A 25,410-nucleotide genomic window follows, 5' to 3' on the forward strand; every position below is an offset into this window, starting at 1 on the left:
GTCCCGCCTTTCCGCCGGTGGCGGCCCCGGCGGTGTCCGCCGGGGCCGGCCGCGTTCCGGTGATCTCCTTAATTACTCCATTCGGGTGATATGAGTCGATCGGCTCCGGACCGGCCGTCAGCCCTGCACCGCCAGCACCAGCGGCAGCACCGCACCGGCACCGGCCCGCCGCAGCAACCGGGCGGCCACGGTGACCGTCCAACCGGAGTCGACCAGGTCGTCCACCAGCAGGACCGGCCCGCCCGCGGCCGCCACCGCCGCTTCCAGCTCCGGCGGCAGGACGAGGGCACCGGCCAGGGCGTTCAGCCGCTGGGCGCTGTTGCTGCGCGACCCGTGCGGGGGCTGTCCGGTCGCGTACTCGATCTGTCCGAGCAGGGGGAGCCGCCCGATCTCGGCGATCCGGGCCCCCAGACTGCCGACCAGCCGGGGCCGGCGGGACGAGGCCATGGTCACCACGCCGACCGGCCGGTCGAGTCGGCCGCCGTCGGCCGCGGCCGGGCCGGCCCAGCCGCCCGGACCGCGCGCCCAGTCGGCCAGGACGGTCACCAGGGCGTCCACCGCCTCGCCCGGGACCGGCCCGTCGGGGGCCTGGTCGGCGAGCAGCGCCCGCAGGCGGTTGCCCCAGCCGATGTCGGAGAGCCGGCCGAGGGCCCGGCCGGTCTCGGCCTGCTCTCCGGCCGGGATGCGGCCCTTGAGCGGCACGCCCAGCGCGTCCATCCCGGTGGGCCAGAGCCGACGGGGCTCGAAACCGACCCCGGGTCGGCCGAGGGAGGCCCGGGCCGCCTCCAGGGCCTCGGTCGAGACCTCCGGACCGTGCAGCGGTCCGGCGCAGTTGTCGCACCGGCCGCAGGGGGCGGCCTGCTCGTCGTCCAGCTGCCGGCGCAGGAACTCCATCCGGCAGTCGGTGCCCGCCGCGTACTCGCGCATCGCCCGCTGCTCGGCCTCGCGGGAGGCGGCGACCTTGGCGTAGCGGGCGGTGTCGTACTCCCAGCTCTGCCCGGTGGCCGTCCAGCCGCCCTTGACCCTCCGGACGGCGCCGTCCACGTCCAGGACCTTGAGCATGGTCTCCAGCCGGGCGCGGCGCAGGTCCACCCGGGGCTCCAGGGCGGCGGTGGAGAGCGGGCGGCCGGCTTCGGCGAGTGCGTCGATGGTCCGGCGCACCTGCTCCTCGGGCGGGAACGCCAGCGAGGCGAAGTAGCGCCAGATCGCCTCGTCCTCCCGGCCGGGCAGCAGCAGGACCTCGGCCCGGTCGACCCCGCGCCCGGCACGGCCGACCTGCTGGTAGTAGGCGATCGGGGAGCTGGGCGAGCCGAGGTGCACCACGAAGCCGAGGTCCGGCTTGTCGAAGCCCATGCCCAGGGCGGAGGTGGCGACCAGCGCCTTGACCCGGTTGGCGAGCAGATCGGCCTCGGCGGTGCGGCGCTCGGCGTCCTCGGTGCGGCCGGAGTAGGCGGCCACCGCGAAACCCCGCTCGCGCAGGAAGGCCGTCACCTCGTCCGCGGCGGCGACCGTCAGGGTGTAGACGATGCCGGAGCCGGGCAGCCGGTCGAGGTGGTCGGCGAGCCAGGCCAGCCGGTGCGCCGGGTCGGGCAGTGCGAGCACGCCGAGGGTGAGGCTCTCGCGGTCGAGCGGCCCGCGCAGCACCAGGGCGTGCGCGTCGCCGGTGCCCGTGCCGAGCTGCTCGGCGACGTCGGCGGTGACCCGGGCGTTGGCCGTGGCGGTGGTGGCCAGCACCGGGACGCCCGGCGAGAGGTCGGCGAGCATGGTGCGCAGCCGGCGGTAGTCGGGGCGGAAGTCGTGGCCCCAGTCGGAGATGCAGTGGGCCTCGTCGACCACCAGCAGGCCGGTGGAGGCGGCGAGCTTCGGGAGCACCTGGTCGCGGAAGTCCGGGTTGTTCAGCCGCTCGGGGCTGACCAGCAGTACGTCGACGGCCCCGGCGGCGACCTCGGCCTGGACGGTGTCCCACTCGTCGGTGTTGGCGGAGTTGATGGTGCGGGCGTGGATGCCGGCCCGGGCGGCCGACTCCACCTGGTTGCGCATCAGGGCGAGCAGCGGGGACACGATGACCGTCGGTCCGGCGCCCCGGGCCCTCAGCAGGGAGGTGGCGATGAAGTAGACGGCGGACTTGCCCCAGCCGGTGCGCTGGACCACGAGGGCCCTCCGGTGGTCGACGACCAGCGCCTCGATGGCCGTCCACTGGTCCTCGCGGAGCGTGGCGCCCGGGCCGGCCAGCTCGCGCAGGACGGCCTCGGCCCGGGTCCGGACCTCGGCGCGGTCGGCGGCGGTGGCGGTGGTGTGGGTCTTCGGCTGCTGCATGGCGTCCATGTAACCCCGAGGTGCCGACAAGCGGCGAACGGCGGCCGGTCACGCGTGGGTGGATCGGGGCCGTATTTCATCATCTGTACTGCTGAACGGCCGTCAAATGTCCCCCTGGAGGGTGGTGCGTGTTGAGCCGAACGAGGGAGGAGTTATGCACAGGCGGGGTTTATCCACAGGGGAAAAAGAAAAATCCGGAGGCTCCGGCGAATTGCGCCAGTCTTCCGGCCATGAACAACGAACGCATCGCGCTCCCCTTCGGCGACGGCCCCGGCGGCCGGCCGATCACCATGCGGGGCCCGGCCGACATGGCCGAGCTGCTGCCCTACCTCCTCGGGTTCTTCCCCGACGACAGCATCGTCGCGGTCGGTCTCGGATCCCCGGACCTCCGCCAGGGCGGGGTGATCCGGCTGGACATCCCCGAGTCGCCGGAGGAGTGGCCGGCCGCCGCCGAGGAGACGGCCGACCTGCTGGTCGGGCTCTCCGAGCAGCAGGGCGAGCGGCCGGTCCAGGTCCTCCTCTACCTCTGTCAGGACCCGGGCCGTGATCACGGTCCGCCGACGGACGAGCGGCTGCGGCCGCTCGCCGAGCGGTTGCGGCTGGCCTTCGAGAGCCGCGGGGTGCGGGTCAAGGAGGCGCTCTGCGTCTCGGCCGGTCGCTGGTGGTCCTTCCTCTGCCGGCGTGACGGGTGCAGTTGCGATCCGGCGGGCAACCCGATCGGCAGCGCTCCCGGGCCCGGCCCGGTCGCGGTGGCTGCCACCGTCGCGGGCCTCGCCCCGCGCGGGAGCCGCAAGGAGATCGTCGCCGGGCTGGCGCCGGTCGGCCCGCCCGCCGCCGGCCCCCAGCGGCGGGCGATCGCCCGGGCCGAGGGCGGTCCGACGGCGGGGCGGCGGCCGTCGCTCGGCCGGGAGGAGAGCGCCCGGCTGCTCGACGGGGCCGTGGCCGCGTTCATGGCGGGCGCCGTCGAGCTCGACGAGGACCGGACGGCCCGGCTGCTGCTGGTGCTCCAGGACCGGGTGATCCGGGACCGCGCCGCCGAGTACGCCAGGCCGGCCGAGCTGGCGTCCGCCCAGCGGCTCTGGCGGTTCCTCGCCACCCGCTGCGTGCCGCCCTACACGGGCTACGCGCCGCCGCCGCTCACCCTGCTGGCCTGGGTCTCCTGGGTCGCGGGAGACACCGCCACGGCGCGTGTGGTGCTCGCGCACACGCTCCGTCTCGCGCCGTCCTACCTGCTGGCCCAGCTCCTGTACGAGTCGCTCAACGGTGGCTTCACGGTCGAACCGCTGCTGGCGAGCGTGGAGACGGAGCGCCGCCGCCGCACCGAGCGGGAGCGGACGTCGGCGGTGGGGCCGACCGTCGCTCAGGCTCAGGCTCAGGCCGACGGCGGGCGGGCCGGTACCGGTCCGGGTGGCGAGGCCCCCGATGCTGCCGGGCCGGTCGCGGTCGAGCCCGTGGAGGTCGATCATCCGGACACCGAGTCTGCGGAGGCCGAGCCCGCAGGTGGGGAGCCGACGGACACCGGGCCGGGCGGGGCAGGAGCGGGTGACCCGGCGCCGCCGGACCGGGCCGGCGGGTCCGACCGGCCGGGCGGCTCCGCGACGGCGAAGGCCCGCCGCCGTCGCAGGCGTGGCCGCCGGGCACGGCCCGAGGGATCGCCGCCGTCCGGAGGAGCGAGCGGCCCGGTGCCCGGCGCCGCCCCGGATTCCGGGCATCCGACGGAGACCCCGCCCGAGCCGGCCGCAGTCGTCGATGCGACCGGTCGGTCCGGCTCGTCGGACCTCGCGGGGCCGTCGGGCGCTGCCCGAGTGCGCGGCGGTCGGACCGGTGCGGAGCCGGTGCCGCGTCTCCTGCCGGGGCTGCCGGGCTGCCGCCCGGCGGAGCGGCCGCGCTCCACCCGGCGGGCACGGATCAGCCGCTCCTCGCCCTGGGCGGCACCGGTCTCACCGACCCCCGCCCGTCGAGGTCGGTGCCGGGGCGTGCGGAGTGCGCCGGCCGGAGCCCGGACGTCCCGGTGATCCGGGAGCCCCGCGCGGGCACCGCCCGGTCCGGTCCGGGTGCCCGCCGGGTGCCGGGACCGGCCGGGGCTCGCCGGCAGGCGCGGCTACGCCTCGCCGCGGGCCATCGCGATCAGGCGGTCGAGCACCTTGCCGTCGCTGACCCGGAGGCCGTCGTGCTCCCACTCGTTGGTGATCCAGGTCCGCAGCCCCCGGACGGCCCGGGCGGTCGCCAGGGAGTCGGCCGTGTCGACGTACATGTCGTCGTGGTAGAGGGCCGCCACCACCGGCACCTCGTTGGCGGCGAGCCGCGCCGGGTCGTACAGGTCGGGCCAGTCGGTCCGGGCGGCGAGCAGGTCCGCGGTCTCCTTCAGCGGTCGCAGCGCGGGGTCGGTGTCGAACATCCAGGGGTAGATCATCTCGCCGGTGAACAGCACCGGCGCGTCGGACTCCAGAGCGGCCCGGGCGTCGAAGGCCGGGAACTCCGCGCGGACCCGCTCGGCGGACCAGGCGGTGCCGGCGGGGTCCACCGAACGCTGGCCGTAGATCGACTCGTGCAGGACGGCGTAGAGCGGGCCCTGGGCGAAGGAGAGCTGCGCCTCGGCACCGGCCAGGAAGGTGTCGGAGAGCTCGGGGCCGTCGGTGCCCTCCACCCAGGCCTCCTCCAGCAGGTAGTGCAGGGTGCCGGAGCCGCTGCCGCTGCCGAGCAGCATGCCGAGTGCCTGGAAGGCCCGGACGGTGAGCAGCCCGCCGCCGGGCAGGGTGGCGGGGGAGTCGGAGAGGTGGGCGGCGATCCGCCGCACGCCTGCCACGTCCTCGGGGAAGCGGTCGTAGTGGCCCTCGTTCTTGCGGACGACCCGGGGGTAGGCCGCCCGGTAGACGTCGTCTGCGGAGCTGCGCAGCCCGGCGAGGCCACCCGTGACGAAGGCCTGGTCCAGTCCCTCGGGCGCGATCGAGAGGTAGGTGAGGGTGCAGAAGCCGCCGAAGCTCTGGCCGAGCAGGCTCCAGCGGCGGTCCTCGCCGAGCAGCCGGCGGCGGATCAGCTCGGCGTCCCGCACGATCGAGTCGGCACGGAAGTGCGCGAGGTAGTCGGCCTGCTCCTCGGCGCCACCGCGACGGGCGAGCGTCTGCCGGGTCGCGGGCGTGGAGCGCCCGGTTCCGCGCTGGTCGAGGAGGAGCACCCGGTAGTCGTCGAGGGCGCGCTCCAGCCAGCCGTCCCGGCCGAGCGGGCGGCCGGCCTTGCCTCCCGGGCCGCCCTGGAGGAAGAGCAGCCAGGGCAGGTCGTCGTCCTTCGCGCGGCCCGGGGCGACCACCTCGCGGGCGTACACCTCGATCTGCTCGCCCTGTGGGGCGCTGTGGTCGAGGGGCAGCTGGAAGACGTGGTCGGTGCTGACAATCCCGGGCAGCCGGCTGGGGGTGGACATACAACTCCTCGGTCTCTGCTGGTCACAGCGATCGCGTCGGCCCCCACCGGGGTTGCCGGTGGCGGGGCCGCGATCCCCGCACCGTATCCTGGCCGCGGCCGAGCACCGGCCCGGCGGTCACCGTCCAGGACGGCCACCCGACGGACCGGGCCTCGACGGCCCGCAGGACGGCGGGGAGGCGGCACCGGACCGGTACCGGAGCGGAGTCACAGCGAAAGCCCCGGCGGGTCCGCGAGAACCGACGGCACGCACGCCCGGAATCCCGGGCGGGTACCGCGGTCGAAGCCGGCGGGCGTGACCTGTGGACGGTCTCCGGCGTTGACCCCGGGGGCCCCGGGCCCGGCACCACGCCCCGTCCGGATCCGCCGTCGGGCCCGGAGTACCGTCCGGACGGTCGGCCGACACGGCACCCGTGCAGGTGGCGGTGCCGGCCCCGAGCGGCGGGGTGCGGAACGGACCGCCGCTCCGCGGCAGCGGTCCGCGCGGGGCACCGGCCGGGCATGACGTCACCGCCGCCGCGGGACGTCGGACCCGACGGCGCGCCGGGCGGGTCCGGTGAACGACCGGGCGCGACGGGACGCCCGGGAACGGCGCGGAGCCGATACCGACCCGGTATCGCGTCCCGCATGGCACGGCCCGGTACCGGGTACGGCCAGGCACGGCACACCGGCCGACGGAGAGGTCCGTCGGCCCGAGACACCACCAGCACGCGATCGAACATGCTCGCGGCCCACCGGCCCTGAACGGCCACCGGACCGCCGAGGGGAGGAGAGTCCGGTGACCGCGATGAGGCCACCACAGGCCATGCCGGCCGAGAGTGTGGTCGGCGCGCCCAGACCGGTCGGCCGACCGGATCCGGCCCAGCCCGGAGCGCCCGGCGGCCAGGCCCGGTCGGCGCCGCCGCGCCCGCAGCCGGCCGCCGCCCACCACGCGGTGCTCTGCGTCAACGCACCGGCGATGGCCGCCTCCGGGCCGGACGGCCAGCTGCGCGGGCACGGCCTGCACGGCTTCTACCGCTCGGGGGTCCGCGTGGTCGCCCGGATGGAGCTGCGGCTCGGCGGGATCGAGCCGCTCCCGCTCCAGGGCACCCTCACCACCGCGGCGCAGGCCCGTTTCCTCGGGGCCGTCCGGCTCCCCGGCGACCTCGACCCCGATCCGGCGCTCACCGTCGAGCGGCTGCGCCACGCCGACGGCGTCGAGACCGTGACGGTGCGGAACACCGGCAGCCGCGCGGCCCGGCTCCCGCTGGAGATCGCGCTCGGCACCGACCTCGGCCCGGTCGGCGAGATCGCCGCCGGCCACCGGCCGCCGGACCTGCCCGGCCAGGTGCAGTCCTCCGGGTTGCGCTGGGCGGGGCCCACCCACAGCGCCACGGTCAGTGCCCAGCCGTCTCCGCACGCCGTCCTGGCCGGCGCCGGTGTGCTGCGCTGGGACCTGGAGGTCCAGCCCGGGGCCCGCTGGTCGGTCGAGCTGCGGGCCGAACTGGAGACCACCCTGCCCGGCCCGCGACCGCCCGGCGGTCGGGGCACCGGAGTCCCGCTGCCCTGGGCCGAGCCCGAGGTGCGCTGCGACGACCCCCGGGCCGCACTGGTGGTGGCACGCTCCCTGGACGCCCTCGGCGGGCTGCTGTTCGCCGACCCCGACCGGCCGACCGACCTCTACCCCGCCTCCGGCGCACCCTGGCGGTTCGGGCTCGCCCCGGCCGACGCGCTCTGGGCGGCCCGGCTGGCACTGCCGCTCGGCACCCGGCTCGCCGCCGGCACCCTCCGGGCCCTGGCCCGCCGTCAGCAGCCGGCGCCCGCCCCCGGCCAGGGCGGTCACCGCCCCGAGGGTCTGCTGCCGGGGGCCCTGCGGCACGGTGGCCCCGAACTGCCGCCCACCTGTACCGCCACCGAGGCGACGCTGCTGTTCGTCACCGTGCTGGCCGAGGCCTGGCGCTGGGGCCTGCCCCGGCAGGAGGTCGCCGAGCTCCTCCCGGCCGCCGAGCGCGCGCTCGCGGCGCTGCGCGAGGGCCTGGTCGACGGCTTCGTCACCGACCTCAGCCGGCCGGTCGAGGAGAGGTCGGCCCACCCGGTGCCCGCCCGGGCCGAGGTCCAGGCCCAGGCGCACCGTGCCGCCCTGCACGGGGCCGACCTGCTGGCGGCCTTCGGCCGGCCCGGCGCCGAGGAGTGGCGGAGCTGGGCGGCCGGACTGCGCGCACGGTTCCGCGACCGGTTCTGGGTGGACGACCTCTCCGGCGGCCGTCCGGCCGCCGGTCTCGCCCCGGGCGGCCAGCCGCTGCCCGCCGTCGCCTCCAGCCTGGTCCACCTCCTCGACCCGGGGCTCTCGGCCGAGGGCGGTCGGCACGAGAGCCTGCTGGACCGTGAGCAGACCAGGCTGCTCGCCCATCGGCTGGCCGCGCCGGAGCTCGACAGCGGCTGGGGGCTGCGCACGCTGAGCGCCAAGTCGCCCCGGTTCAACCCGCTGGGCCACCGCAGCGGCGCGGTACGGGTCCACGAGACCGCCCTCGCCATCGCCGGGCTCGCCGAGGCCGGCCACGAGAACGAGGCCGGCGCGCTGCTGGAGGGTCTGCTCTCCGCCGCGGCCCACTTCGAGGGCCGGCTGCCCGAGATGTACGCGGGGGAGCAGCGCACGCCGGGCTGCCCGCCGGTGCCGCACCCGGGTGCCTGCCGCCCGGCGGCGGTCTCGGCCGCCGGGGCCGCGCACGCGGTGTTCGCGCTGGCCGGCGTCCGCCCCGATGTCCCGGGCGGGCGGGTACTGGTCCGCCCGGCCAGCACCGCGCCGCTCGGAGAGCTGGAGTTGACCGGTCTGCGGGTCGCGGGCGAGCCGTTCTCGGTGCGGGTCAGCCGGATCGGGGTCGCGATGGTGGAGGAGGCGTCCGCAGAGCTGCAACTGGTCGCCCGCTGACGCCGCCCCTGCCGCGCGAGGCGGTCCCGGCCGTCGGCCGGGCCCGCCCTCCTGCGGACTGTCCGTACGCGGGCCTGTGCTTATCGTCAGAGAGACGACTATGATCGTCGCCATGTCGCGTTATGACCCGTCGGCCTTCCCCCCGTTCGCTGTCACGGTCGACCTGGTGGTGCTGACGGTGCGCGAGCACGCGCTCTGTGCCCTGCTGGTCCGACGGGGTGAGCCTCCCTACCAGGGCTACTGGGCCCTCCCCGGAGGCTTCGTCCGCCCCGACGAGGGCCTCGCCGAGGCGGCCTCCCGGGAGCTCGCCGAGGAGACCGGTCTGCGCGCCCACTCCGCCCCCGGACACGACGCGGTCGGCCCCGGCACCGCCGGCGCCCACCTGGAACAGCTCGCGACCTACGGCCACCCCCAGCGCGACCCCCGGATGCGGGTGGTCAGCGTGGCGTACCTGGTCCTCGCGCCGGACCTGCCGACCCCGCGCGCCGGCGGCGACGCCAGCGGCGCACGCTGGGCACCCGTCACCGAACTGCTCGGCCCGGACCCCGTCGACGGGGTCCCGCTCGCCTTCGACCACGGGCTGATCCTGGCCGACGGAGTGGAGCGCGCTCGCTCCAAGATCGAGTACTCCTCGCTGGCGACGGCCTTCTGCGCGACCGAGTTCACCGTCGGCGAGCTGCGCCGGGTCTACGAAGCGGTCTGGGGTGTGGCGCTCGACCCGAGGAACTTCCACCGCAAGGTGACCGGTACACCCGGGTTCCTGCTTCCCTCGGGCGGCACCACGACGCGTCAGGGCGGGCGCCCGGCGCAGCTCTTCACCTCCGGCGGGGCCAACGTGCTCAACCCGCCGATGCTGCGCCCGGAGTCCTGAGCCCCCGAGCTCCCTCCGCCCCCGGCGTCGTCCGGACGCACCGCGTGCCACCGGTGCTGCGGCGTTCCCGCCCTGCCCCTCCCCGCCCCTCCCGGCCCCTCCCGGCCGCGTCGCGGTCCCCTCGCACGCCGTGGTGGTTCGCTCGCTCTCCCGGGCTACCCGGGTCTCCTCGCAGGATCGGATTGTCCCCTGATCGGGTGAGGTGCGCGGGCGTCGGGCCCGTGCCGCCCCCACAATGCCCGGAATCTCCGGACCGGCCCCCTAATGTGCTGGCGCGGAGCCGTGCGGGCACGACCCCGCGCCACGCAGACCGGGTCGGCCGAGGCATGGGAGCAGCCAGCGATGATCCAGATCACCGGACTGACCAAGGTCTACCGACGGGGCGGTCCGCCGGCGGTACTGGATCTGACCTTCGACGCCCGTCCCGGCATGGTGACGGCGTTGCTCGGTCCCGAGGACGCGGGCAAGTCCACCGCCCTGCGGCTGATGCTCGAACTCGAACGCGGCCGGGGCGTGACCCTCTTCGACGGCCGCACCTACCGCCGGCTGCGGCGGCCCGAGCGCGAGGTCGGCGTGGTGCTGCCCGACCCCGGCCGGGCCGGCGGAGCCGCGGACGCCGCGGGCCACCCCGGCCGGAAGGCGCGCGGTCACCTCAGGATGCTGGCGGCGGCCGTCGGGGTCCCGGCGAGCCGGGCCGACGAGCTGCTGGAACAGACCCGGCTGGCGGCCGTCGCCGACCAGCGCCTGCGGACCTTCTCGCCCGGGATGCACCGGCGGCTGGCCCTCGCCGCCGCGCTGCTCGGCGACCCGGGGATCCTGCTGCTGGACGCGCCGACCGAGGGGCTCTCGCCGCGCAACGCGGAGTGGTTCCAGTCCTTCCTGCGCTCCTTCGGCGTCGCGGGCGGGACGGTCCTGGTCACCACCCGCACTCCGCAGGACGCCGCCCGGTTCGCCGACCGGGTGATCACCCTGGACCAGGGCCGGCTGGTGGCCGACCAGCCGGTGACGGAGTTCCGCCGCACCCGGCTCAGCCCGGAGGTCGCCGTCCGCGGGCCGCAGATGGCGCGGCTCGCGGACCTGCTGGTCGGTCAGGGGGCGCAGGTCCGCCGCGACGGCGGGGCCGGTCTCGCGGTGGCCGGGATCGGCCGTACCGAGATCGGTGAACTCGCCTACCGCAACGGCATCCTGTTGCACGAGCTGGCCGACCGCGTGGTCGAGCAGCCCGCGCCCCGGGCCGCCCTGCCGGTCGGGTCCGGGCGCTCCGGGCACCTGCACCTCCAGAGCCGGGCGGGACAGGACCGCCCGGCGAAGGCGCAGCGGGATCAGGGGGCGCCGGAGGAGCGGCGGGAGCCGACCGGTGGAGGCCGGAAGGCGGAGCTCGGGGCAGGGGGAGCGGACCGGACGGTCGCGCTGCCCCAGGTGTCGACGGAGCCGGCCCCGGTGCCGCAGCCGGCCGCCGCCGAGCGGGACCAGACGCCCTCGCCCACCCTCGCGCTGCCGGTCGCACCCGGGCCGGCCGTGGCCCCGGTCGCCGTCTCGGCCGCGACCGCGCTGTCGGCGATCACGGGGCGGGCCGGCCGACGTGCGGCCCGCCGGCCCGGATCCGCACCGGCACCCCGGCTCCAGCCCCCGCTCACGCCGGCGGAGACCCCGCCTCCGGCCGAGACCCCGCCTCCGGCACCGGCGCAGGTTCAGGCCCCGACGTCCGTTCAGGACCCGGCCCGGGTGCGGCTCCAGGACCGGGCTCCGGCCCAGGCCCAGACCCAGGCCCGGGCCGCGCGCCCGGTCGAGGACGAGGACGCGGCCACCTCCCCGACGGTCGCCGTGGACCGGCTCTTCCGGGACGGCCTGAACGACCTGGCCCGGTCCGGCGTCACGCCGGTATCCACCTTCCCCGAACACGCGGTGCCCTCCGACGACCTGACGACTGACGACACCGTCCGTCTCGGCCGCCTCGCCCAACCCCTCGCGGAGTCGGGCGTACGGTCCCCGCGGACGCCCGTGCCGCCGACCGGGGCGGGCGACGACCGCGCCGTCACGGAGCGCCGGGCGGCCGACCCCGCAGGGGCGCGCGGGCTGCCGGCGTACTCCGGGCCCGCCGGTCACGGCCGGATGCCGACCGGGTCGCGCTCGCTGTCGGCGGCTGCGGCTGCGGCAACGACTCCGACTCCGGCGCCGGCTTCGGGCTCGCTTCGGGCCTCCGGATCCGACCCTGCTGCTGCCCCGGCGAATTCCGGGGAGGCCGGGCCGGCCCGCGGGGCTGCACCGGCGACCGGGACACCCGAGCACGCCTCCGCAGCCCTCCCGGCCGCGGCGCCGGCACACGCGCTGCCGGCTCTGCCCACGCCCACCCCCGCTCCCGCCCCGGTGTGGACCTCCGCCGGGTCGGCCGGGGCAGAGGCACCCGGCCACGGAGCCGCCGTCCTTCCCGTCACCCCCGCCACCATCGACCTTCGGAGCGAGTGAACCGTGCGAGTTCTGGCCTACGAGCTGCGCCGGTTGCGCGGCCTGCGTTCCACCTGGCTGCTGCTCGGTGCCGTGGTGCTCTGTGACGCGGCGGTGGCCGCCGTGCTGGCGGGGCAACTGCCCGACGGGGGGCTGGACGGTGCGGCGGCGGTGCGGCTGCTGACGGCGACGGTGCCGCTGGTGCCCCTGCCGTTCGCCGCGTTGGGGGCCGGGGTGCTGGGGGCGCTGTCGTACGGGCACGAGGTGCGGCACCCGGGGCTGGCGGCCTCGCAGGTGTCGTACCCGCGCCGGGTGCGGCTGCTGACGGCCAAGCTGCTGGTGACCGGTTCGGTGGCGGCGCTGCTGGCGCTGGTCACGCTGCTGGTCGACGCGGTGGCCGTGCACCTCGCACTGCCGGCAGGGGCGACGGTGACGGCGTGGTCCGAGCCGGCCGCGCTCTCCGGTCGGGTGGCGGAGGCGCTGGCCTCGGCCGGCCTGGGCGGGCTCGGCGACTTGCCGACCGTGCTGGCGCCCGTGGCACTGGCGGCCGGGCAGGGTGCGCCGGCCGCGTTGCTGGCCTTCGTCCTGCTGGTGGTCGTGGCGGGCTGGACCGGGGTGCTGACGGCCTCGCTCACCCGCAGCGCCGCTGCCGGGGTGCTGCTGCTCTGCGCGCTGCCGCCGCTGCTGGAGTCGGGCGTGGCGCTGCTGCTGCGGCAGACCGGGACGGCGTGGCCGACCCGGGCGGCGGAGCTGCTGCCGTTCCAGTCGGGGGTCGAGTGGGCGTACGGATGGGTGTACGGCGGGGACCGCCGGGTTGCGGAGAGCGGGTCGGCCCTGACCGACCCGGCGTTGCTGGCCGCGGTGACGGCGCCGGCCTTGGTACTGCTGCTGACCACCCTGCTGGTCCAGGCCCGGCGCCGGGCGCTCTGAGCCACCCCGCGGGCCGGGACACGGCCGCCCGGCGGACTGCGGACGGACTGCGGGTCGGCCGCCGGGGAGGTGCGTGGAGACGCGGAACGGCGGCGTCCGGCCCCTGACGGTTCGCCAAGATCGGCCACCAGTGACCGCAATGAGCGTTTCTTCCTGATAAGAAGTCAATTATCCAGTCACGGTCGATCACCCTTTCGTGTGCTTTTCACGAGAATTCTCAAGCTGTGCTCCCCGATCGCCGACAAAGGACCTGTGAGTACCCTTGCGCACCCCACCATGACCCCTGCCCGTTCCGCCGACGGGGCCATCCCCGGCTCCGGCGACCTGGACCGCTTCTCGTACGCCGACCGGCCGACCCCGCCGGCGCCCCGTTGGGAGGGCGCCGAGTCGGACCTCGCCCGGGTCGGCCGCAAGACCACCAGCAGCCGCGGCCGCGGCCTGCACGGCCAGCTGGTCCAGCAGCTCGGCCAGATGATCGTCTCCGGCGACCTCGGCGCCGACCGGCCGCTCGTCCCCGAGGAGATCGGCCAGCGGTTCGAGGTGTCCCGCACCGTCGTCCGCGAGTCGCTGCGCGTGCTGGAGGCCAAGGGTCTGGTCAGTGCCAGGCCGAACGTCGGCACCCGGGTCCGCCCCGTCAGCGACTGGAACCTGCTCGACCCGGACATCATCGAGTGGCGCGCCTTCGGCCCCCAGCGGGACGAGCAGCGCCGGGAGCTGTTCGAGCTCCGCTGGGCGATCGAGCCGCTGGCGGCCCGGCTGGCCGCCGGCCACGGCCGGGAGGACGTCCAGCAGCGCATGGTCGAGCTGGTCGAGATCATGGGTCACGCCGCAGCCCAGGCCGATCACTCGACCTTCAGCCGGGCCGACGCCGAGCTGCACGGGCTGCTCCTCCAGCTGGCCGGCAACCGGATGCTGGAGCACCTCTCCGGGATCGTCGCCTGCGCGCTCCAGGTGTCCGGCGGCCCGGTCATCTCCTGCGAGCGGCCGGTCGAGGCCTCCGTCAGCCTGCACGCCCGGCTGGTGGACGCGCTCGGGGCCGGCGACGGCACCGCGGCCGAGGCCGCGACGCGGGCGCTGCTCACCGTCCACCCCGAGATCGAGCCGTCGGTCCCGGCGCCCCGGGAGCACTGAGCGGTCCGTTCGGGGTCGAGTGTTCCCCCCGTTCCCCGCGACCACCGGCCCTCCGGCTGCCGCCACGGCGCAGCCGGAGGGCCTCTGCGTGTCCGGGCGGTGGGCGGCGGAACGGGCCGGGTGTCGCCCCGGTGGCCCAAGTGTCGTGTCCATGGTGACGGGCTTCGGCGCGAGTGAGGGATGATGGAAGTCGGCCCCGGGCCGCGGAGAGCGAACGGTGTGACCCGCGACACGAAGGCCATGCGTAACACTTGACGTGTAGCAGCGATGTCTCCTGAGCGGGAGCAGCTCCGGAATACCCCAACGTGTCAGAATGCTGTGTTGGTCCGCGGCGCTGCTGCCGTCCTGCAAACCCAGTCCTCAAACCCGAGTCGGTCGGAATCGACACCGCGTGCCCGACGCGCGATCTCCTTCCCCGCCCGCTCGGGCGGCCGGTACGGGTTCGAGTCCACTCATCGTCCGAGAGGTTGTTCGTGTCGGCCAGCACATCCCGTTCGCTTCCCCCCGAGATCGCCGAGTCCGCGGCTCTGCTGGCGCTCATCGAGCGGGGCAAGGCCCAGGGGCAGATCGCCGGTGACGACGTACGCCAGGCGTTCGAGGCGGACCAGATCCCGGTCACCAAGTGGAAGAACGTCATGCGCAGCCTCAACCAGGTTCTGATTGAGGAGGGGGTGGATCTCATGGTCAGCGCGGCCGAACCGGCCGGCGCCAAGCGCAAGAGCGTCGCTGCCAAGAGCCCCACCAAGCGCACGGCCACCAAGGCGGTCACCACCCGGACCCCCGCCACTCAGACCAAGCCGCCCGTGCGCATCGCGCCCGGTGCGCCCGTCTCCACCCCCGCGGTCGCGGCCGCTGCCGCGCCGGTCAGCACGGTGTCCGCCGAGATCACGGTCGAGGGGACAGGCGTCGCCGCCGACGTGAAGGCCGTCGCCAAGAAGGCCGTCGCCAAGAAGGCGGTCGCCAAGAAGGCCGCCGCGCCGGCCAAGAAGACGGCCGCCAAGAAGACCACCGCCACCAAGACCGGCAAGGCCGGCGAGGAGGAGCTGCTCGGCGAGGAGGAGCTGGAGGACGCGGCGCTCCCGGGCGACAAGCCCGCCGCCGAGGGTGACGCTCCGGAGGAGGAGTCGGAGGGGTTCGTCCTCTCCGACGACGACGAGGACGACGCCCCGGCCCAGCAGGTCGCCGTGGCGGGTGCCACCGCCGACCCGGTCAAGGACTACCTGAAGCAGATCGGCAAGGTCCCGCTGCTCAACGCCGAGCAGGAGGTCGAGCTCGCCAAGCGCATCGAGGCCGGCCTGTTCGCCGAGGACAAGCTCTCGGCCGCCGACAAGCTCGCCCCCAAGCTCAAGCGCGAGCTGGAGATCATCGCCGAGGACGGCCGCCGGGCCAAGAACCACCTGCTGGAGGCCAACCTCCGTCTGGTCGTCTCGCTGGCCAAGCGCTACACCGGTCGCGGCATGCTCTTCCTGGACCTGATCCAGGAGGGCAACCTGGGCCTGATCCGTGCGGTCGAGAAGTTCGACTACACCAAGGGCTACAAGTTCTCCACCTACGCGACCTGGTGGATCCGTCAGGCGATCACCCGCGCGATGGCCGACCAGGCCCGCACCATCCGTATCCCGGTGCACATGGTCGAGGTCATCAACAAGCTGGCCCGCGTCCAGCGCCAGATGCTCCAGGACCTGGGCCGCGAGCCCACCCCGGAGGAGCTGGCCAAGGAACTCGACATGACCCCGGAGAAGGTCATCGAGGTCCAGAAGTACGGCCGCGAGCCCATTTCGCTGCACACCCCGCTGGGTGAGGACGGCGACAGCGAGTTCGGCGACCTGATCGAGGACTCCGAGGCGGTCGTCCCGGCCGACGCGGTCTCCTTCACCCTGCTCCAGGAGCAGCTGCACTCCGTGCTGGACACGCTGTCCGAGCGCGAGGCGGGCGTGGTCTCGATGCGCTTCGGCCTGACGGACGGTCAGCCGAAGACGCTCGACGAGATCGGCAAGGTGTACGGGGTCACCCGTGAGCGCATCCGCCAGATCGAGTCGAAGACCATGTCCAAGCTGCGCCACCCGTCGCGCTCGCAGGTGCTGCGCGACTACCTGGACTGATCGTCGGACCGTCGCAGGTCCAGCCCGAAGGCCCGGAGCGAACGCTCCGGGCCTTCGGGCTGTTCGGGGGCGGTCACCGTCACCGTCCGGGTGGCCGTTGTCGCTCGTCCGGGTGGCTGTGCGGCCGCAGGAGGTCGCTCACCGTAGCCGGTCACCTACGCTGTGCCGGTTGCCTGCTGCTGCCGAGCCACCTGGAGACACGGTGTCGCCCAACCCGGACCGCCCGGACCGCGCCGACCTGCCGACCGCCGCCCCGACCCCGGTGCACTCGCCGACGGCGCACGCGGTGCGCCCGGTGCGCCGAGCCCGCCGGGCCGCCGTCCTGACCCTGCTGGCAGCCCTGCCCGCGCCGCTGATCGCCCTGGGGCCGGCGGTGCCCGCCGCCCAGGCGAAGGGGCGGATCGTCGGTGGTGTGACGGCGAGCACCGCCGACCGGCCCTGGGTGGTGGCGCTGGCCAGTCGCCAGCAGTTCGGCGCCGGGCGCTCGGGGCAGTTCTGCGGCGGCGCGCTGGTCACTCCGACCAAGGTGGTGACGGCCGCGCACTGCTTCTACGACGAGTCCAGGGGGCAGCGGGTGGAGCGCCCGGGCCTCAGGGTCGTGGTGGGGCGGGACGACCTGCGGGGCGGGGCGGGGCGCGAGGTGCCGGTCCAGGCGGTCTGGGTCCACCCCGACTACGCCTTCGCCACCAACATGAACGATGTGGCGGTGCTCACTCTCGGCGAGTCCCAGGAGGCCCGGCCGGTGATCGACCTGGTCGGTCAGGGCGAGACCGGGCCGTACCTGGCGGGCACCAGGGCGCAGGTCTACGGCTGGGGTGACAGCACCGGTCACGGTGACTACTCGCCCACGCTGCGTGGGGTCGACGTGCCGATCGTCCCGGACCAGACCTGCGCGCAGGCGTACCCGGGTGGTGCGGACGGCCGCTTCGACGCCCGGGGCATGGTCTGCGCGGGCGAGGAGCAGGGCGGCAGGGACGCCTGCCAGGGCGACAGCGGCGGGCCGCTGGTGGTCGCCGGCAGGCTCGCCGGACTGGTCTCCTGGGGCACGGGCTGCGCCGAGGCCGCCCACCCGGGCGTCTACACCCGGATCGGTTCGGTCGCGGACGCGGTGCGCGCCGTCCTGTAACCGGTCCGCCGCGGAGGGTCGACGGGAGTCCGGGCGTGAAAACGTCGGAGCCGGGCGGCCGGCCCCCGGAGGGGTCGGCCGCCCGGCTCACCGGTCGCGCGCCGTGCGCGACCGGACACAGCTCGACGCTCTTGCTGTTGCGTGGCGCCCGGGATCAGCGCTCGTCGGTGTCGGTCGTCGCGGCGGTGCCGCTCAGTCGACCGCTCTCGTCCTGTATCTCCACGGCGATCTTCTTGAGCTCGGGCTCGAACTTCCGGCCGTGGTGGGCGCAGAAGAGCAGCTCTCCACCGCTTGCGAGTACGACGCGCAGGTAAGCCTGGGCGCCGCAGCGGTCGCAGCGGTCAGCCGCGGTGAGCGGGCTCGCAGGGGTCAGAACAGTAGTCACGTCGCCTCTTCTCTAGCTCGACGAGCTGTCGTACCAGGGTCAACATCCAACCAGGCCGAAAACGTTCCCGCTCGTGGCTTTTCTTCTCTGAGGATTCTGCTGTGTTGATGAGGACGTGCCCCGGGGGCCGGTGGTTCATGCGTACCGAATCCCAGGATCCGTCTCTCGCTCGAACGCCCGATCGGAACCGAGTGTCGGAGTCCGCGTAGCATAATCCTCTGCTGGGTTGGAGCATAAGCCCCGTCCCCGGCCCCGGTAGCCTGCATAACGGCAGTTCCGGAGCCTGTGCCCGGTCCCACGATCCGCCAGGACCGCTGGTACCGGGAGGAGATGGAGCCCCGGCGTGGCCAATCCGGCGCGGCGCTTGTTCGCGCAGCGCGTACAAGCTGCGCGGGACCGGCTCGTCGTGCTGTGCACCCAGCGGAGGGGTGTGCACACACAGGGGAACGGCTGTCGGTGCGGTGTGCTGCACTGGCGGACGGTCCGGACCCGTCCGGACGTGACCGATGAGACAGAGACTTCACCGAGGAGAGTGCCGCGTGAGTGCCGAAACGACCGTGCCGTCCGCTCTGCTGGCCGGTGACGACGGTTCCAACTACACCGCTCGGCACCTGCTCGTCCTGGAGGGCCTGGAGGCGGTCCGCAAGCGCCCGGGCATGTACATCGGCTCCACCGACAGCCGCGGCCTGATGCACTGCCTCTGGGAGATCATCGACAACTCCGTCGACGAGGCGCTCGGCGGCTACTGCGACCGGATCGAGGTCGTGCTGCACGACGACGCCTCGGTCGAGGTCCGCGACAACGGACGCGGCATCCCGGTGGACGTCGAGCCCAAGACCGGGCTGTCCGGCGTCGAGGTCGTCATGACCAAGCTGCACGCCGGCGGCAAGTTCGGCGGCGGCTCCTACGCGGCCTCCGGCGGTCTGCACGGCGTCGGCGCCTCCGTCGTCAACGCGCTCTCCGCCCGGCTGGACGTGGAGGTCGACCGCAGCGGTCACACCCACGCGATCAGCTTCCGCCGCGGCACCCCCGGCATCTTCACCGAGACCAGCCCGGACGCCCCGTTCGAGCCGGCGAACGGCCTGACCAGGGTCCGCAAGGTGCCCAAGACCCGCACCGGGACCCGGATCCGCTACTGGGCCGACCGGCAGATCTTCCTCAAGGACGCCAAGCTCGCCCTGGAGAGCCTGCACAGCCGGGCCCGGCAGACCGCCTTCCTCGTCCCGGGGCTGACCATCGTCGTCCGTGACGAGAGACTGACCGAGAGCGACAAGGTCGAGGAGACGACCTTCCGCTTCGACGGTGGCATCACCGAGTTCTGCGAGTTCCTGGCGCCCGACAAGCCGATCAGCGACGTGCTGCGGCTCAACGGCGAGGGCACGTTCAAGGAGACCGTGCCCGTCCTCGACGACCTCGGGCACATGACGCCCACCGAGGTCACCCGCCAGCTGGAGGTGGGCATCGCGCTGCGCTGGGGCACCGGTTACGACACCACCCTGCGCTCCTTCGTCAACATCATCGCCACCCCCAAGGGCGGCACCCACGTCACCGGCTTCGAGCGCTCGCTGGCCAAGACCGTCAACGAGGTGCTGCGGGCCAGCAAGCTGCTGCGCGTCGCCGAGGACGACGTCACCAAGGACGACGCGACCGAGGGCCTCACCGCGGTGGTCACCGTCCGGCTCGCCGAGCCGCAGTTCGAGGGCCAGACGAAGGAGGTGCTCGGCACCTCGGCGGCCAACCGGATCGTCGCGGCCGTCGTCGCCAAGGAGCTCAAGGCGTTCCTCACCTCGGGCAAGCGCGACGAGAAGGTCCAGGCCCGGGCCGTGCTGGAGAAGGTGGTCGCGGCCGCCCGGACGCGCGTCGCCGCCCGCCAGCACAAGGAGGCCCAGCGCCGGAAGACCGCGCTGGAGACCAGCTCGCTGCCGGCGAAGCTGGCCGACTGCCGCAGCGACGACGTCGACCGCAGCGAACTCTTCATCGTCGAGGGGGACTCCGCGCTCGGCACCGCGAAGCTGGCCCGCAACTCCGAGTTCCAGGCCCTGCTGCCGATCCGCGGCAAGATCCTCAACGTGCAGAAGGCGTCCGTGAGCGACATGCTCAAGAACACCGAGTGCGCGGCGATCATCCAGGTGATAGGGGCCGGCTCGGGCCGCACCTTCGACATCGACCAGGCGCGCTACGGCCGGGTCATCTTCATGGCCGACGCCGACGTCGACGGGTCGCACATCCGCTGCCTGCTGCTGACGCTCTTCCAGCGCTACATGCGGCCGATGGTCGAGCAGGGGCGGGTCTTCGCGGCCGTGCCGCCGCTGCACCGGATCGAGCTGACCAACCCCAAGCGCGGGCAGGAGAAGTACCACTACACCTACTCCGACGCCGAGCTGCGCTCCACCCTGCTGGAGTTCCAGCGCAAGAACCTGCGGTGGAAGGACCCGGTCCAGCGCTACAAGGGCCTCGGCGAGATGGACGCGGACCAGCTGGCGGAGACCACCATGGACCCGCGCCACCGCACGCTGCGCCGGATCAACCTGGGCGACCTCGACCAGGCCGAGAAGGTCTTCGACCTGCTGATGGGCAACGACGTCGCGCCGCGCAAGGAGTTCATCGTCGACTCGGCGGCCACTCTGGACCGCTCGCGCATCGACGCCTGAGCACCGCCGCGGACCGCAGGGCCCTCCACCCGTGGGTGGAGGGCCCTCGTGCCGCCGGGTCCACCAGGTGTCCACCCCGGCTCCGATCAGCGGGGGCGGCCGGATCCGTAGCGTCGGAGAGGTCAGCCCGCCCCTCCCGCCGGTACGGAGAACCCGATGCCCGACCTCGTCAACACCGTCGTGATCGTCGCGGTGACGGTCCTGGTGGCCGGACGCCAGATGCGCGCCAGGCGCCTCGACACCGAGCACCGCTCCTGGCTGCTCCCGCTGGTCCTCGGCGGCCTCGCGCTGCGTGATCCCGGGCTGGTCGACGCCGGGCACCCGGTGGCCTCCGTCGTGCTGCTGGTCGGCGGGCTGCTGGCGGTGCTCGCGGCGGGCTGCGCGTGGGGCTGGACCGTCCGGCTCTGGAAGGCGGAGGACGGCACGCTGTGGGCCCGCGGCACCCGGGCCACGGTGGCGGCCTGGTCGGGCATGGTCGTCGTCCGGCTCGGCCTGTTCGGTGTCGCCTCGGCGCTCCACGTGCACTAGGGCGGCAGCGTGCTGCTGCTCGGGCTCGCGGTCCTGCTGCTGGTGAGGTCGCTCGTGGTGAACTGGAGGGCCCGGGACCTGGCGGGCACCGGCGGCGGCGCCGTGACCGGCTGAGCGCTTGCCCGGGCGCTCGGCCGCGGCAGGGCGCCCGGGCTTTCCGTCCGGCCGTCCGGCCTCCGGCCCGATCGCGACCCCGTCGACCTCCGGAGAAGAACCGTGCCCGAGTGGAGCTGGACCCGCTGGCCGTCCCGTGAGGCGATGGAGCGGGAGGCCGAGAGCCCGGCCCGCCGGACCCTCACGATGCTCGGCCGGGCCGCCCTGCTCGCCGCCGTGACCTGGGGGATGTTCTCCCACGGCGAGTACGGGGGCTGGGCGGTCGTGGCCGCAGCGGCGGGGCTGTCGGCGGCCCTCGGCGTGTACGCGGCCTACCTGCGCGTCAGCCGGGAGCAGCGGCTGGCGCCCTCGCTGGTCCTCGCCGCGGTGCTGGTCGGCGGTGCCTGGGCGGCCGAGGGCCTCCAGGCCGACCTGCTGGCCGGCGCCCTCTGGGTGGGGCTCGCCGTCACCACCGTGGTGCGGCTGCCGGCCGGTCCCGCGGCCGTGGTCGCGGCGGTCGCGCTCGCCTCGTACGCGGCGGCGGGCTGGGAGGACCGGCTGAGCGTCACGGTCACCGTCTGCGGCCTCGCTGTGCTCGGCTACCTGCTCCGGCTGGACGCCGAGGCGCGGGGGACCGCCCGGCGGCTGCTCGCCCAGGAACGGGCGGCGCGGGCCGCCGAGGCGGAGAGCGCGGCACTCGCCGAACGGGCCAGGATCGCCCGGGAGATCCACGACGTGCTGGCCCACAGCCTCTCCGCCCAGCTGGTCCACCTGGAGGCGGCCCGGCTGATGCTGGACGCCGGCACCGACCGGGAGCAGATCCGGGAACGGGTGGTGGCCGCCCGGCGGATGGCGCAGGACGGCCTGGTCGAGACCAGGCAGGCGCTCTCCGCGCTGCGCGGCGAGCTGACGCCGGTCGGTGAGTTCCTGGTCGAGCTGACCGGCCGGGAGCGGGCGGTGCTCACCGTCGCCGGTACACCGCGCCCACTGCCCGCGGAGGCGGGGCTCGCGGTACGGCGCACGGCTCAGGAGGCGCTGACCAACGTGCGCAAACACGCCCCCGGCGCACGCTGCACCGTCGAACTGCGCTACCTGCCGGGAGAAGTGGGACTGGAGGTGCGCAACGGGCGGCCCGCGCGTGGCGATGTGCCGCCGGAGCTGGCCGGTAGCGGCGCCGGGTACGGTCTGCTCGGGATGCGCGAACGCGCGGAACTGCTCGGCGGCACCCTGCTGGCGGGCCGTCACGAGGGAGGATGGCGCGTGCTGCTGCGGGTGCCGACGTGAGGACGGGTGCGGGACCGGGTGCGGAACCGGGTGCGGAGCCGGGGGCGGGGTCGGTCCGGGTGGTGGTCGCGGACGACCAGACGGTGGTGCGCGAGGGCATCGTGATGCTGCTCGGGCTGCTGCCCGGCATCGCGGTGGTCGGCGCGGCGGCGGACGGCGAGGAGGCCGTCGCCCTGGTCGAACGGCACCGTCCGGACGTGGTGCTGATGGACCTGCGGATGCCGCGCTGCGGCGGGGTCGAGGCGACCCGGCGGATCCGTGCGGCCCACCCGGGGACCGAGGTGGTGGTGCTCACCACGTACGCCGACGACGACTCGCTGTTCCCGGCGCTCCGGGCCGGGGCGCGCGGCTACCTGACCAAGGACGCCGGCGCGGAGGAGATCGCCCGGGCGATCTCGAACGTCCGCGCCGGGGCTGCCGGGCTCTCCCCGCAGGTGCAACTGCGCCTGCTGGACCGCCTGGCGGCCGGAGGCGAGGACCCGGGCCCGGGCGGAGGAGCGGCGCGCGACGGCGCGGCGGCCGAGCGGCAGGCGGACCCGCCGGACGGGCTGACCGCGCGGGAGGCCGAGGTGCTGGGGCTGATCGCCGAGGGGTTCTCCAACACCGAGATCGCCCGGCGGCTGTTCGTCAGCCCGGCCACCGTGAAGACGCACATCAACAACCTGTTCGCCAAGACCGGCGTGCGGGACCGGGCGCAAGCGGTCGCGTACGCCTTCCGAAAAGGAATCACCGGGACGCCGTAGTAGTCCGATGAGCGCCTGTCGGATGATCGCTCACCTTATCGAGTGAACGTATCTGCGTTGGCGGTTTGGCGGGTTCGGGCGCCGCCATCATGGTTCGGGACACAACCCCCCGGGTCCAGGAGCAGCGGTGCCACAACAGCAGACGAGCAGTCCCGAACAGGGACGGCAATCCGAGCAGGGGCAGCGATTCGACTGGTGGGCCGAGCCCGCAGCCGTCCCCGGACAAGCCCCGCGACCGACGGACCGGACAGCGGAGGCCCGGGCGGCGGCCCGGGTGGCGATGGGCCGGACGGTCGCGGACCGGACGGCGGACCGGGCCCCGGCGGACGGACCGAGGACGGACGGCCCGGGGGCGGAGGATCCGGAGACCGGCAGACCGGAGCCGGACGGCAGTACCGAGGTCTACCGCTCGGTCCAGCACAGCGAGGCCTTCCAGCAGATCCGCCACAGCTACCGCGCCTTCGTCTTCCCGGTCAGCGGCGTCTTCCTCGCCTGGTACCTGATGTACGTGGCCGCCCAGGCGGTCGCGCCCGGCCTGATGCGGAGCCCGGTCGCGGGACCGGTCAACGTGGCCTGGCTGCTCGGCCTGCTGCAGTTCGCCTCGACCTTCCTGCTGACCTGGCTCTACGCCCGCAACGCCCGCACCAAGCGCGACCGGGCCGCCCTGTCGCTCCGCTGGGACACCCAGGACCAGCTGCGATGACGACCGCGACCCCGCCGCCCGTCGCCCCCGCCGGCGACCACCACGACCTGGCCGTCGTCCTGTTCGCCGTCATCGTCCTGGTCACCCTGGCGATCACCCTCTGGGCCGGTCGCCGAGGCAGCGCCGCCGAGGACTTCTACGCCGGCGGCCGCGACTTCACACCGTTGCAGAACGGCTTCGCGCTCTCCGGGGACTACCTCTCCGCCGCCTCCTTCCTCGGCGTCGCCGGGCTGATCGCGCTGTACGGGTACGACGGCGTGCTCTACAGCATCGGCTTCCTGGTCGCCTGGCTGGTCGTGCTGATGCTGGTCGCCGAGCTGGTCCGGAACGCCGGCCGGTACACCCTCGCCGACGTGCTGGCCCTGCGGCTTCGCCGGCGCAAGGTCCGCGCGGCGGCCGGTGGCGCCAGCGTGGTCGTCACGCTGTTCTACCTGGTCGCCCAGATGGTCGGCGCGGGCAGTCTGGTCGCCCTGCTGCTCGGGACGAACAGCGCCCAGGCCCGGACCTGGACCATCGTGGCCGTCGGCGGTCTGATGATCGTCTACGTCACGGTGGGCGGGATGCGGGCCACCACCTGGATCCAGATCGTCAAGGCGGTCCTGCTCGTCGCCGGGTCGGTGCTGCTGACCGTGCTGCTGATGGTCCGGTTCCACGGTGACGTCGCCGAGTTGATGCGGCAGGCCGCCCAGCACAGCGGCGCCGGCCAGCGCTACCTGGAACCCGGGCTCAAGTACGGACACAGTTTCACCAGCCGACTGGACTTCTTCAGTCTCGGGCTGGCCCTGGTGCTGGGCACCGCCGGGCTGCCGCACATCCTCTCCCGCTTCTACACGGTGCCGACCGCGCGGGCCGCCCGGCGCTCCACGATGTGGGCGATCGGGCTGGTCGGCGGGTTCTACCTGATGGCCATCGCGCTCGGCCTGGGGGCCACCGCGCTCGTCGGCTCGGCCGAGGTGCGGCACGCCAACCCGGCGGGCAACACGGCCGTTCCGCTCCTGGCCCTGGTGCTCGGCGGCGGCAACGGCTCGACCGGCGGGGTGCTGCTGTTCGCGGTGATCTCGGCGATCGCCTTCGCCACCATCCTCGCCGTGGTCGCCGGGCTCACCCTGGCCTCCTCGGCGGCGTTCGCCCACGACATCTGGGCGGGGGCCTGGCGGGGCCGTCCGCGCCGTTCGCGCGGCCTCCGCGCCCGGCGGGCCGCCGTCCCTGCCTCCCGACGGGCGCGGGGCGAGCCGGCGAACGGGGCGTCGGCGGCCGTGGAGTCCTCGGGCACGATCGCGGTCGCGGAGCGGAAGGAGGTCGGCGTCGCGCGGGTCGCGGCGGTGGGGATCGGCGCGGTCGCCATCGCGCTCAGCCTCTTCGCGCAGCAGTTGAACGTGGCCTTCCTGGTCGGACTGGCCTTCGCCGTCGCCGCCTCGGCCAACCTCCCGGTGCTGCTCTACAGCCTGTTCTGGCGGCGGTTCACCCCCCGCGGCGCGGTCTGGTCGGTGTACGGCGGGCTGATCCCGGCGGTGGTGCTGGTGATCTTCTCGCCGGTCGTCTCGGGGACCAAGGTGGCGTTGTTCTCCGGGGTCGACTTCCACTGGTTCCCGCTGGAGAACCCGGGCATCGTCTCCATCCCGCTCGGGTTCCTGGCCGGGTGGATCGGCACCCTCACCTCCCCGGAGCCGGCCGATCCGGACCGGTACGCGGAGCTGGAGGTCCGGGCCCTGACCGGGGCGGGGGCCGCGTAACGGGCACCGGCCGCGCAGGCGGGCGCGACCCCGGCGGGTCCTGG

At 74.7% G+C, this 25,410-nt stretch carries 17 protein-coding genes; 14 read left to right on the forward strand and 3 right to left on the reverse strand.

All coding sequences use genetic code 11. The annotated features are described in order from the left end of the window. Positions 1-117: 117 nt before the first annotated feature. The gene (locus PUR56_RS20830; RefSeq protein WP_329950009.1) at positions 118-2,316 is read right to left on the reverse strand and encodes a RecQ family ATP-dependent DNA helicase; all 2,199 of its coding nucleotides are present in this window, start codon (positions 2,314-2,316) and stop codon (positions 118-120) included. Positions 2,317-2,546: 230 nt separating this feature from the next. Here PUR56_RS20830 and PUR56_RS20835 point away from each other — a divergent pair, with 230 nt between their 5' ends. After that, entirely contained in the window at positions 2,547-4,331 is a 1,785-nt protein-coding gene (locus PUR56_RS20835; RefSeq protein ID WP_329950010.1) for a DUF4192 family protein, read from the forward strand. Between the two features lie 86 nt (positions 4,332-4,417). Here PUR56_RS20835 and PUR56_RS20840 read toward each other — a convergent pair whose 3' ends face one another. Further along, positions 4,418-5,734 (reverse strand): alpha/beta fold hydrolase, encoded by a 1,317-nt coding sequence (locus PUR56_RS20840; RefSeq protein WP_329950011.1) that lies wholly within the window; start codon positions 5,732-5,734, stop codon positions 4,418-4,420. Positions 5,735-6,520: 786 nt separating this feature from the next. Between PUR56_RS20840 and PUR56_RS20845 the strand changes: the two genes are divergently transcribed. From PUR56_RS20845 to PUR56_RS20875, 7 genes are all read left to right on the forward strand, one after another. Continuing rightward, positions 6,521-8,641, forward strand: coding sequence for a glycogen debranching N-terminal domain-containing protein (locus PUR56_RS20845; RefSeq protein ID WP_329950058.1), 2,121 nt, complete (start codon positions 6,521-6,523; stop codon positions 8,639-8,641). Between the two features lie 112 nt (positions 8,642-8,753). Beyond that, positions 8,754-9,512 (forward strand): NUDIX hydrolase, encoded by a 759-nt coding sequence (locus PUR56_RS20850; protein ID WP_380360510.1) that lies wholly within the window; start codon positions 8,754-8,756, stop codon positions 9,510-9,512. A gap of 342 nt (positions 9,513-9,854) precedes the next feature. After that, complete coding sequence (locus tag PUR56_RS20855; RefSeq protein WP_329950012.1) at positions 9,855-11,978, forward strand: ATP-binding cassette domain-containing protein; 2,124 nt, start codon at positions 9,855-9,857, stop codon at positions 11,976-11,978. Between the two features lie 3 nt (positions 11,979-11,981). Beyond that, a complete protein-coding gene (locus PUR56_RS20860) occupies positions 11,982-12,887 on the forward strand; it encodes a hypothetical protein (RefSeq protein ID WP_329950013.1) in 906 nt (301 codons plus the stop codon). 198 nt (positions 12,888-13,085) lie between these two features. Next, positions 13,086-14,018, forward strand: coding sequence for a FadR/GntR family transcriptional regulator (locus tag PUR56_RS20865; RefSeq protein ID WP_329950014.1), 933 nt, complete (start codon positions 13,086-13,088; stop codon positions 14,016-14,018). Between the two features lie 467 nt (positions 14,019-14,485). Continuing rightward, positions 14,486-16,120: an RNA polymerase sigma factor gene (locus PUR56_RS20870; protein WP_329950015.1), complete on the forward strand. Its 1,635-nt coding sequence runs from the start codon at positions 14,486-14,488 to the stop codon at positions 16,118-16,120. A gap of 286 nt (positions 16,121-16,406) precedes the next feature. Next, positions 16,407-17,246 carry a S1 family peptidase gene (locus tag PUR56_RS20875; protein ID WP_443034540.1) on the forward strand — a complete coding sequence of 280 codons (840 nt, stop codon included), beginning with the start codon at positions 16,407-16,409 and terminating at the stop codon, positions 17,244-17,246. A 154-nt stretch (positions 17,247-17,400) separates the two neighbouring features. On the opposite strand, the gene PUR56_RS20880 is transcribed toward PUR56_RS20875, so the two are convergent. Then, complete coding sequence (locus tag PUR56_RS20880; protein ID WP_329882610.1) at positions 17,401-17,631, reverse strand: DUF7455 domain-containing protein; 231 nt, start codon at positions 17,629-17,631, stop codon at positions 17,401-17,403. Between the two features lie 539 nt (positions 17,632-18,170). Here PUR56_RS20880 and PUR56_RS20885 point away from each other — a divergent pair. The 6 genes from PUR56_RS20885 (at position 18,171) to PUR56_RS20910 (ending at position 25,366) form a co-directional block, all read left to right on the forward strand. Continuing rightward, the gene (locus tag PUR56_RS20885; protein WP_329950017.1) at positions 18,171-20,282 is read left to right on the forward strand and encodes a DNA gyrase/topoisomerase IV subunit B; all 2,112 of its coding nucleotides are present in this window, start codon (positions 18,171-18,173) and stop codon (positions 20,280-20,282) included. A 156-nt stretch (positions 20,283-20,438) separates the two neighbouring features. Further along, on the forward strand, positions 20,439-20,810 hold the full coding sequence (locus PUR56_RS20890; RefSeq protein WP_329950018.1) for a DUF1453 domain-containing protein: 372 nt from the start codon (positions 20,439-20,441) through the stop codon (positions 20,808-20,810). 216 nt (positions 20,811-21,026) lie between these two features. Then, positions 21,027-22,187: a sensor histidine kinase gene (locus tag PUR56_RS20895; RefSeq protein WP_329950019.1), complete on the forward strand. Its 1,161-nt coding sequence runs from the start codon at positions 21,027-21,029 to the stop codon at positions 22,185-22,187. Positions 22,188-22,291: 104 nt separating this feature from the next. Beyond that, positions 22,292-22,930, forward strand: coding sequence for a response regulator (locus PUR56_RS20900; protein ID WP_443034541.1), 639 nt, complete (start codon positions 22,292-22,294; stop codon positions 22,928-22,930). Positions 22,931-23,057: 127 nt separating this feature from the next. After that, positions 23,058-23,633, forward strand: coding sequence for a DUF485 domain-containing protein (locus tag PUR56_RS20905; RefSeq protein ID WP_329950021.1), 576 nt, complete (start codon positions 23,058-23,060; stop codon positions 23,631-23,633). After that, entirely contained in the window at positions 23,630-25,366 is a 1,737-nt protein-coding gene (locus PUR56_RS20910; RefSeq protein WP_329950022.1) for a solute symporter family protein, read from the forward strand. Before PUR56_RS20905 ends, PUR56_RS20910 begins: the two co-directional genes overlap by 4 nt. Positions 25,367-25,410: the final 44 nt, after the last annotated feature.

Origin of the sequence: Streptomyces sp. BE303 (assembly GCF_036290945.1) — a bacterium.
In the GTDB taxonomy this organism is placed as follows: Bacteria; Actinomycetota; Actinomycetes; order Streptomycetales; family Streptomycetaceae; genus Kitasatospora.

Excerpts from the sequence above, each read along its gene's own strand:
- PUR56_RS20830 (WP_329950009.1), bottom strand. The coding sequence starts at position 2,316 with ATGCAGCAGCCGAAGACCCACACCACCGCCACCGCCGCCGACCGCGCC.
- PUR56_RS20835 (WP_329950010.1), top strand. The coding sequence starts at position 2,547 with ATGAACAACGAACGCATCGCGCTCCCCTTCGGCGACGGCCCCGGCGGC.
- PUR56_RS20840 (WP_329950011.1), bottom strand. The coding sequence starts at position 5,734 with ATGTCCACCCCCAGCCGGCTGCCCGGGATTGTCAGCACCGACCACGTC.
- PUR56_RS20845 (WP_329950058.1), top strand. The coding sequence starts at position 6,521 with ATGAGGCCACCACAGGCCATGCCGGCCGAGAGTGTGGTCGGCGCGCCC.
- PUR56_RS20850 (WP_380360510.1), top strand. The coding sequence starts at position 8,754 with ATGTCGCGTTATGACCCGTCGGCCTTCCCCCCGTTCGCTGTCACGGTC.
- PUR56_RS20855 (WP_329950012.1), top strand. The coding sequence starts at position 9,855 with ATGATCCAGATCACCGGACTGACCAAGGTCTACCGACGGGGCGGTCCG.
- PUR56_RS20890 (WP_329950018.1), top strand. The coding sequence starts at position 20,439 with ATGCCCGACCTCGTCAACACCGTCGTGATCGTCGCGGTGACGGTCCTG.
- PUR56_RS20900 (WP_443034541.1), top strand. The coding sequence starts at position 22,292 with ATGCTGCTCGGGCTGCTGCCCGGCATCGCGGTGGTCGGCGCGGCGGCG.
- PUR56_RS20910 (WP_329950022.1), top strand. The coding sequence starts at position 23,630 with ATGACGACCGCGACCCCGCCGCCCGTCGCCCCCGCCGGCGACCACCAC.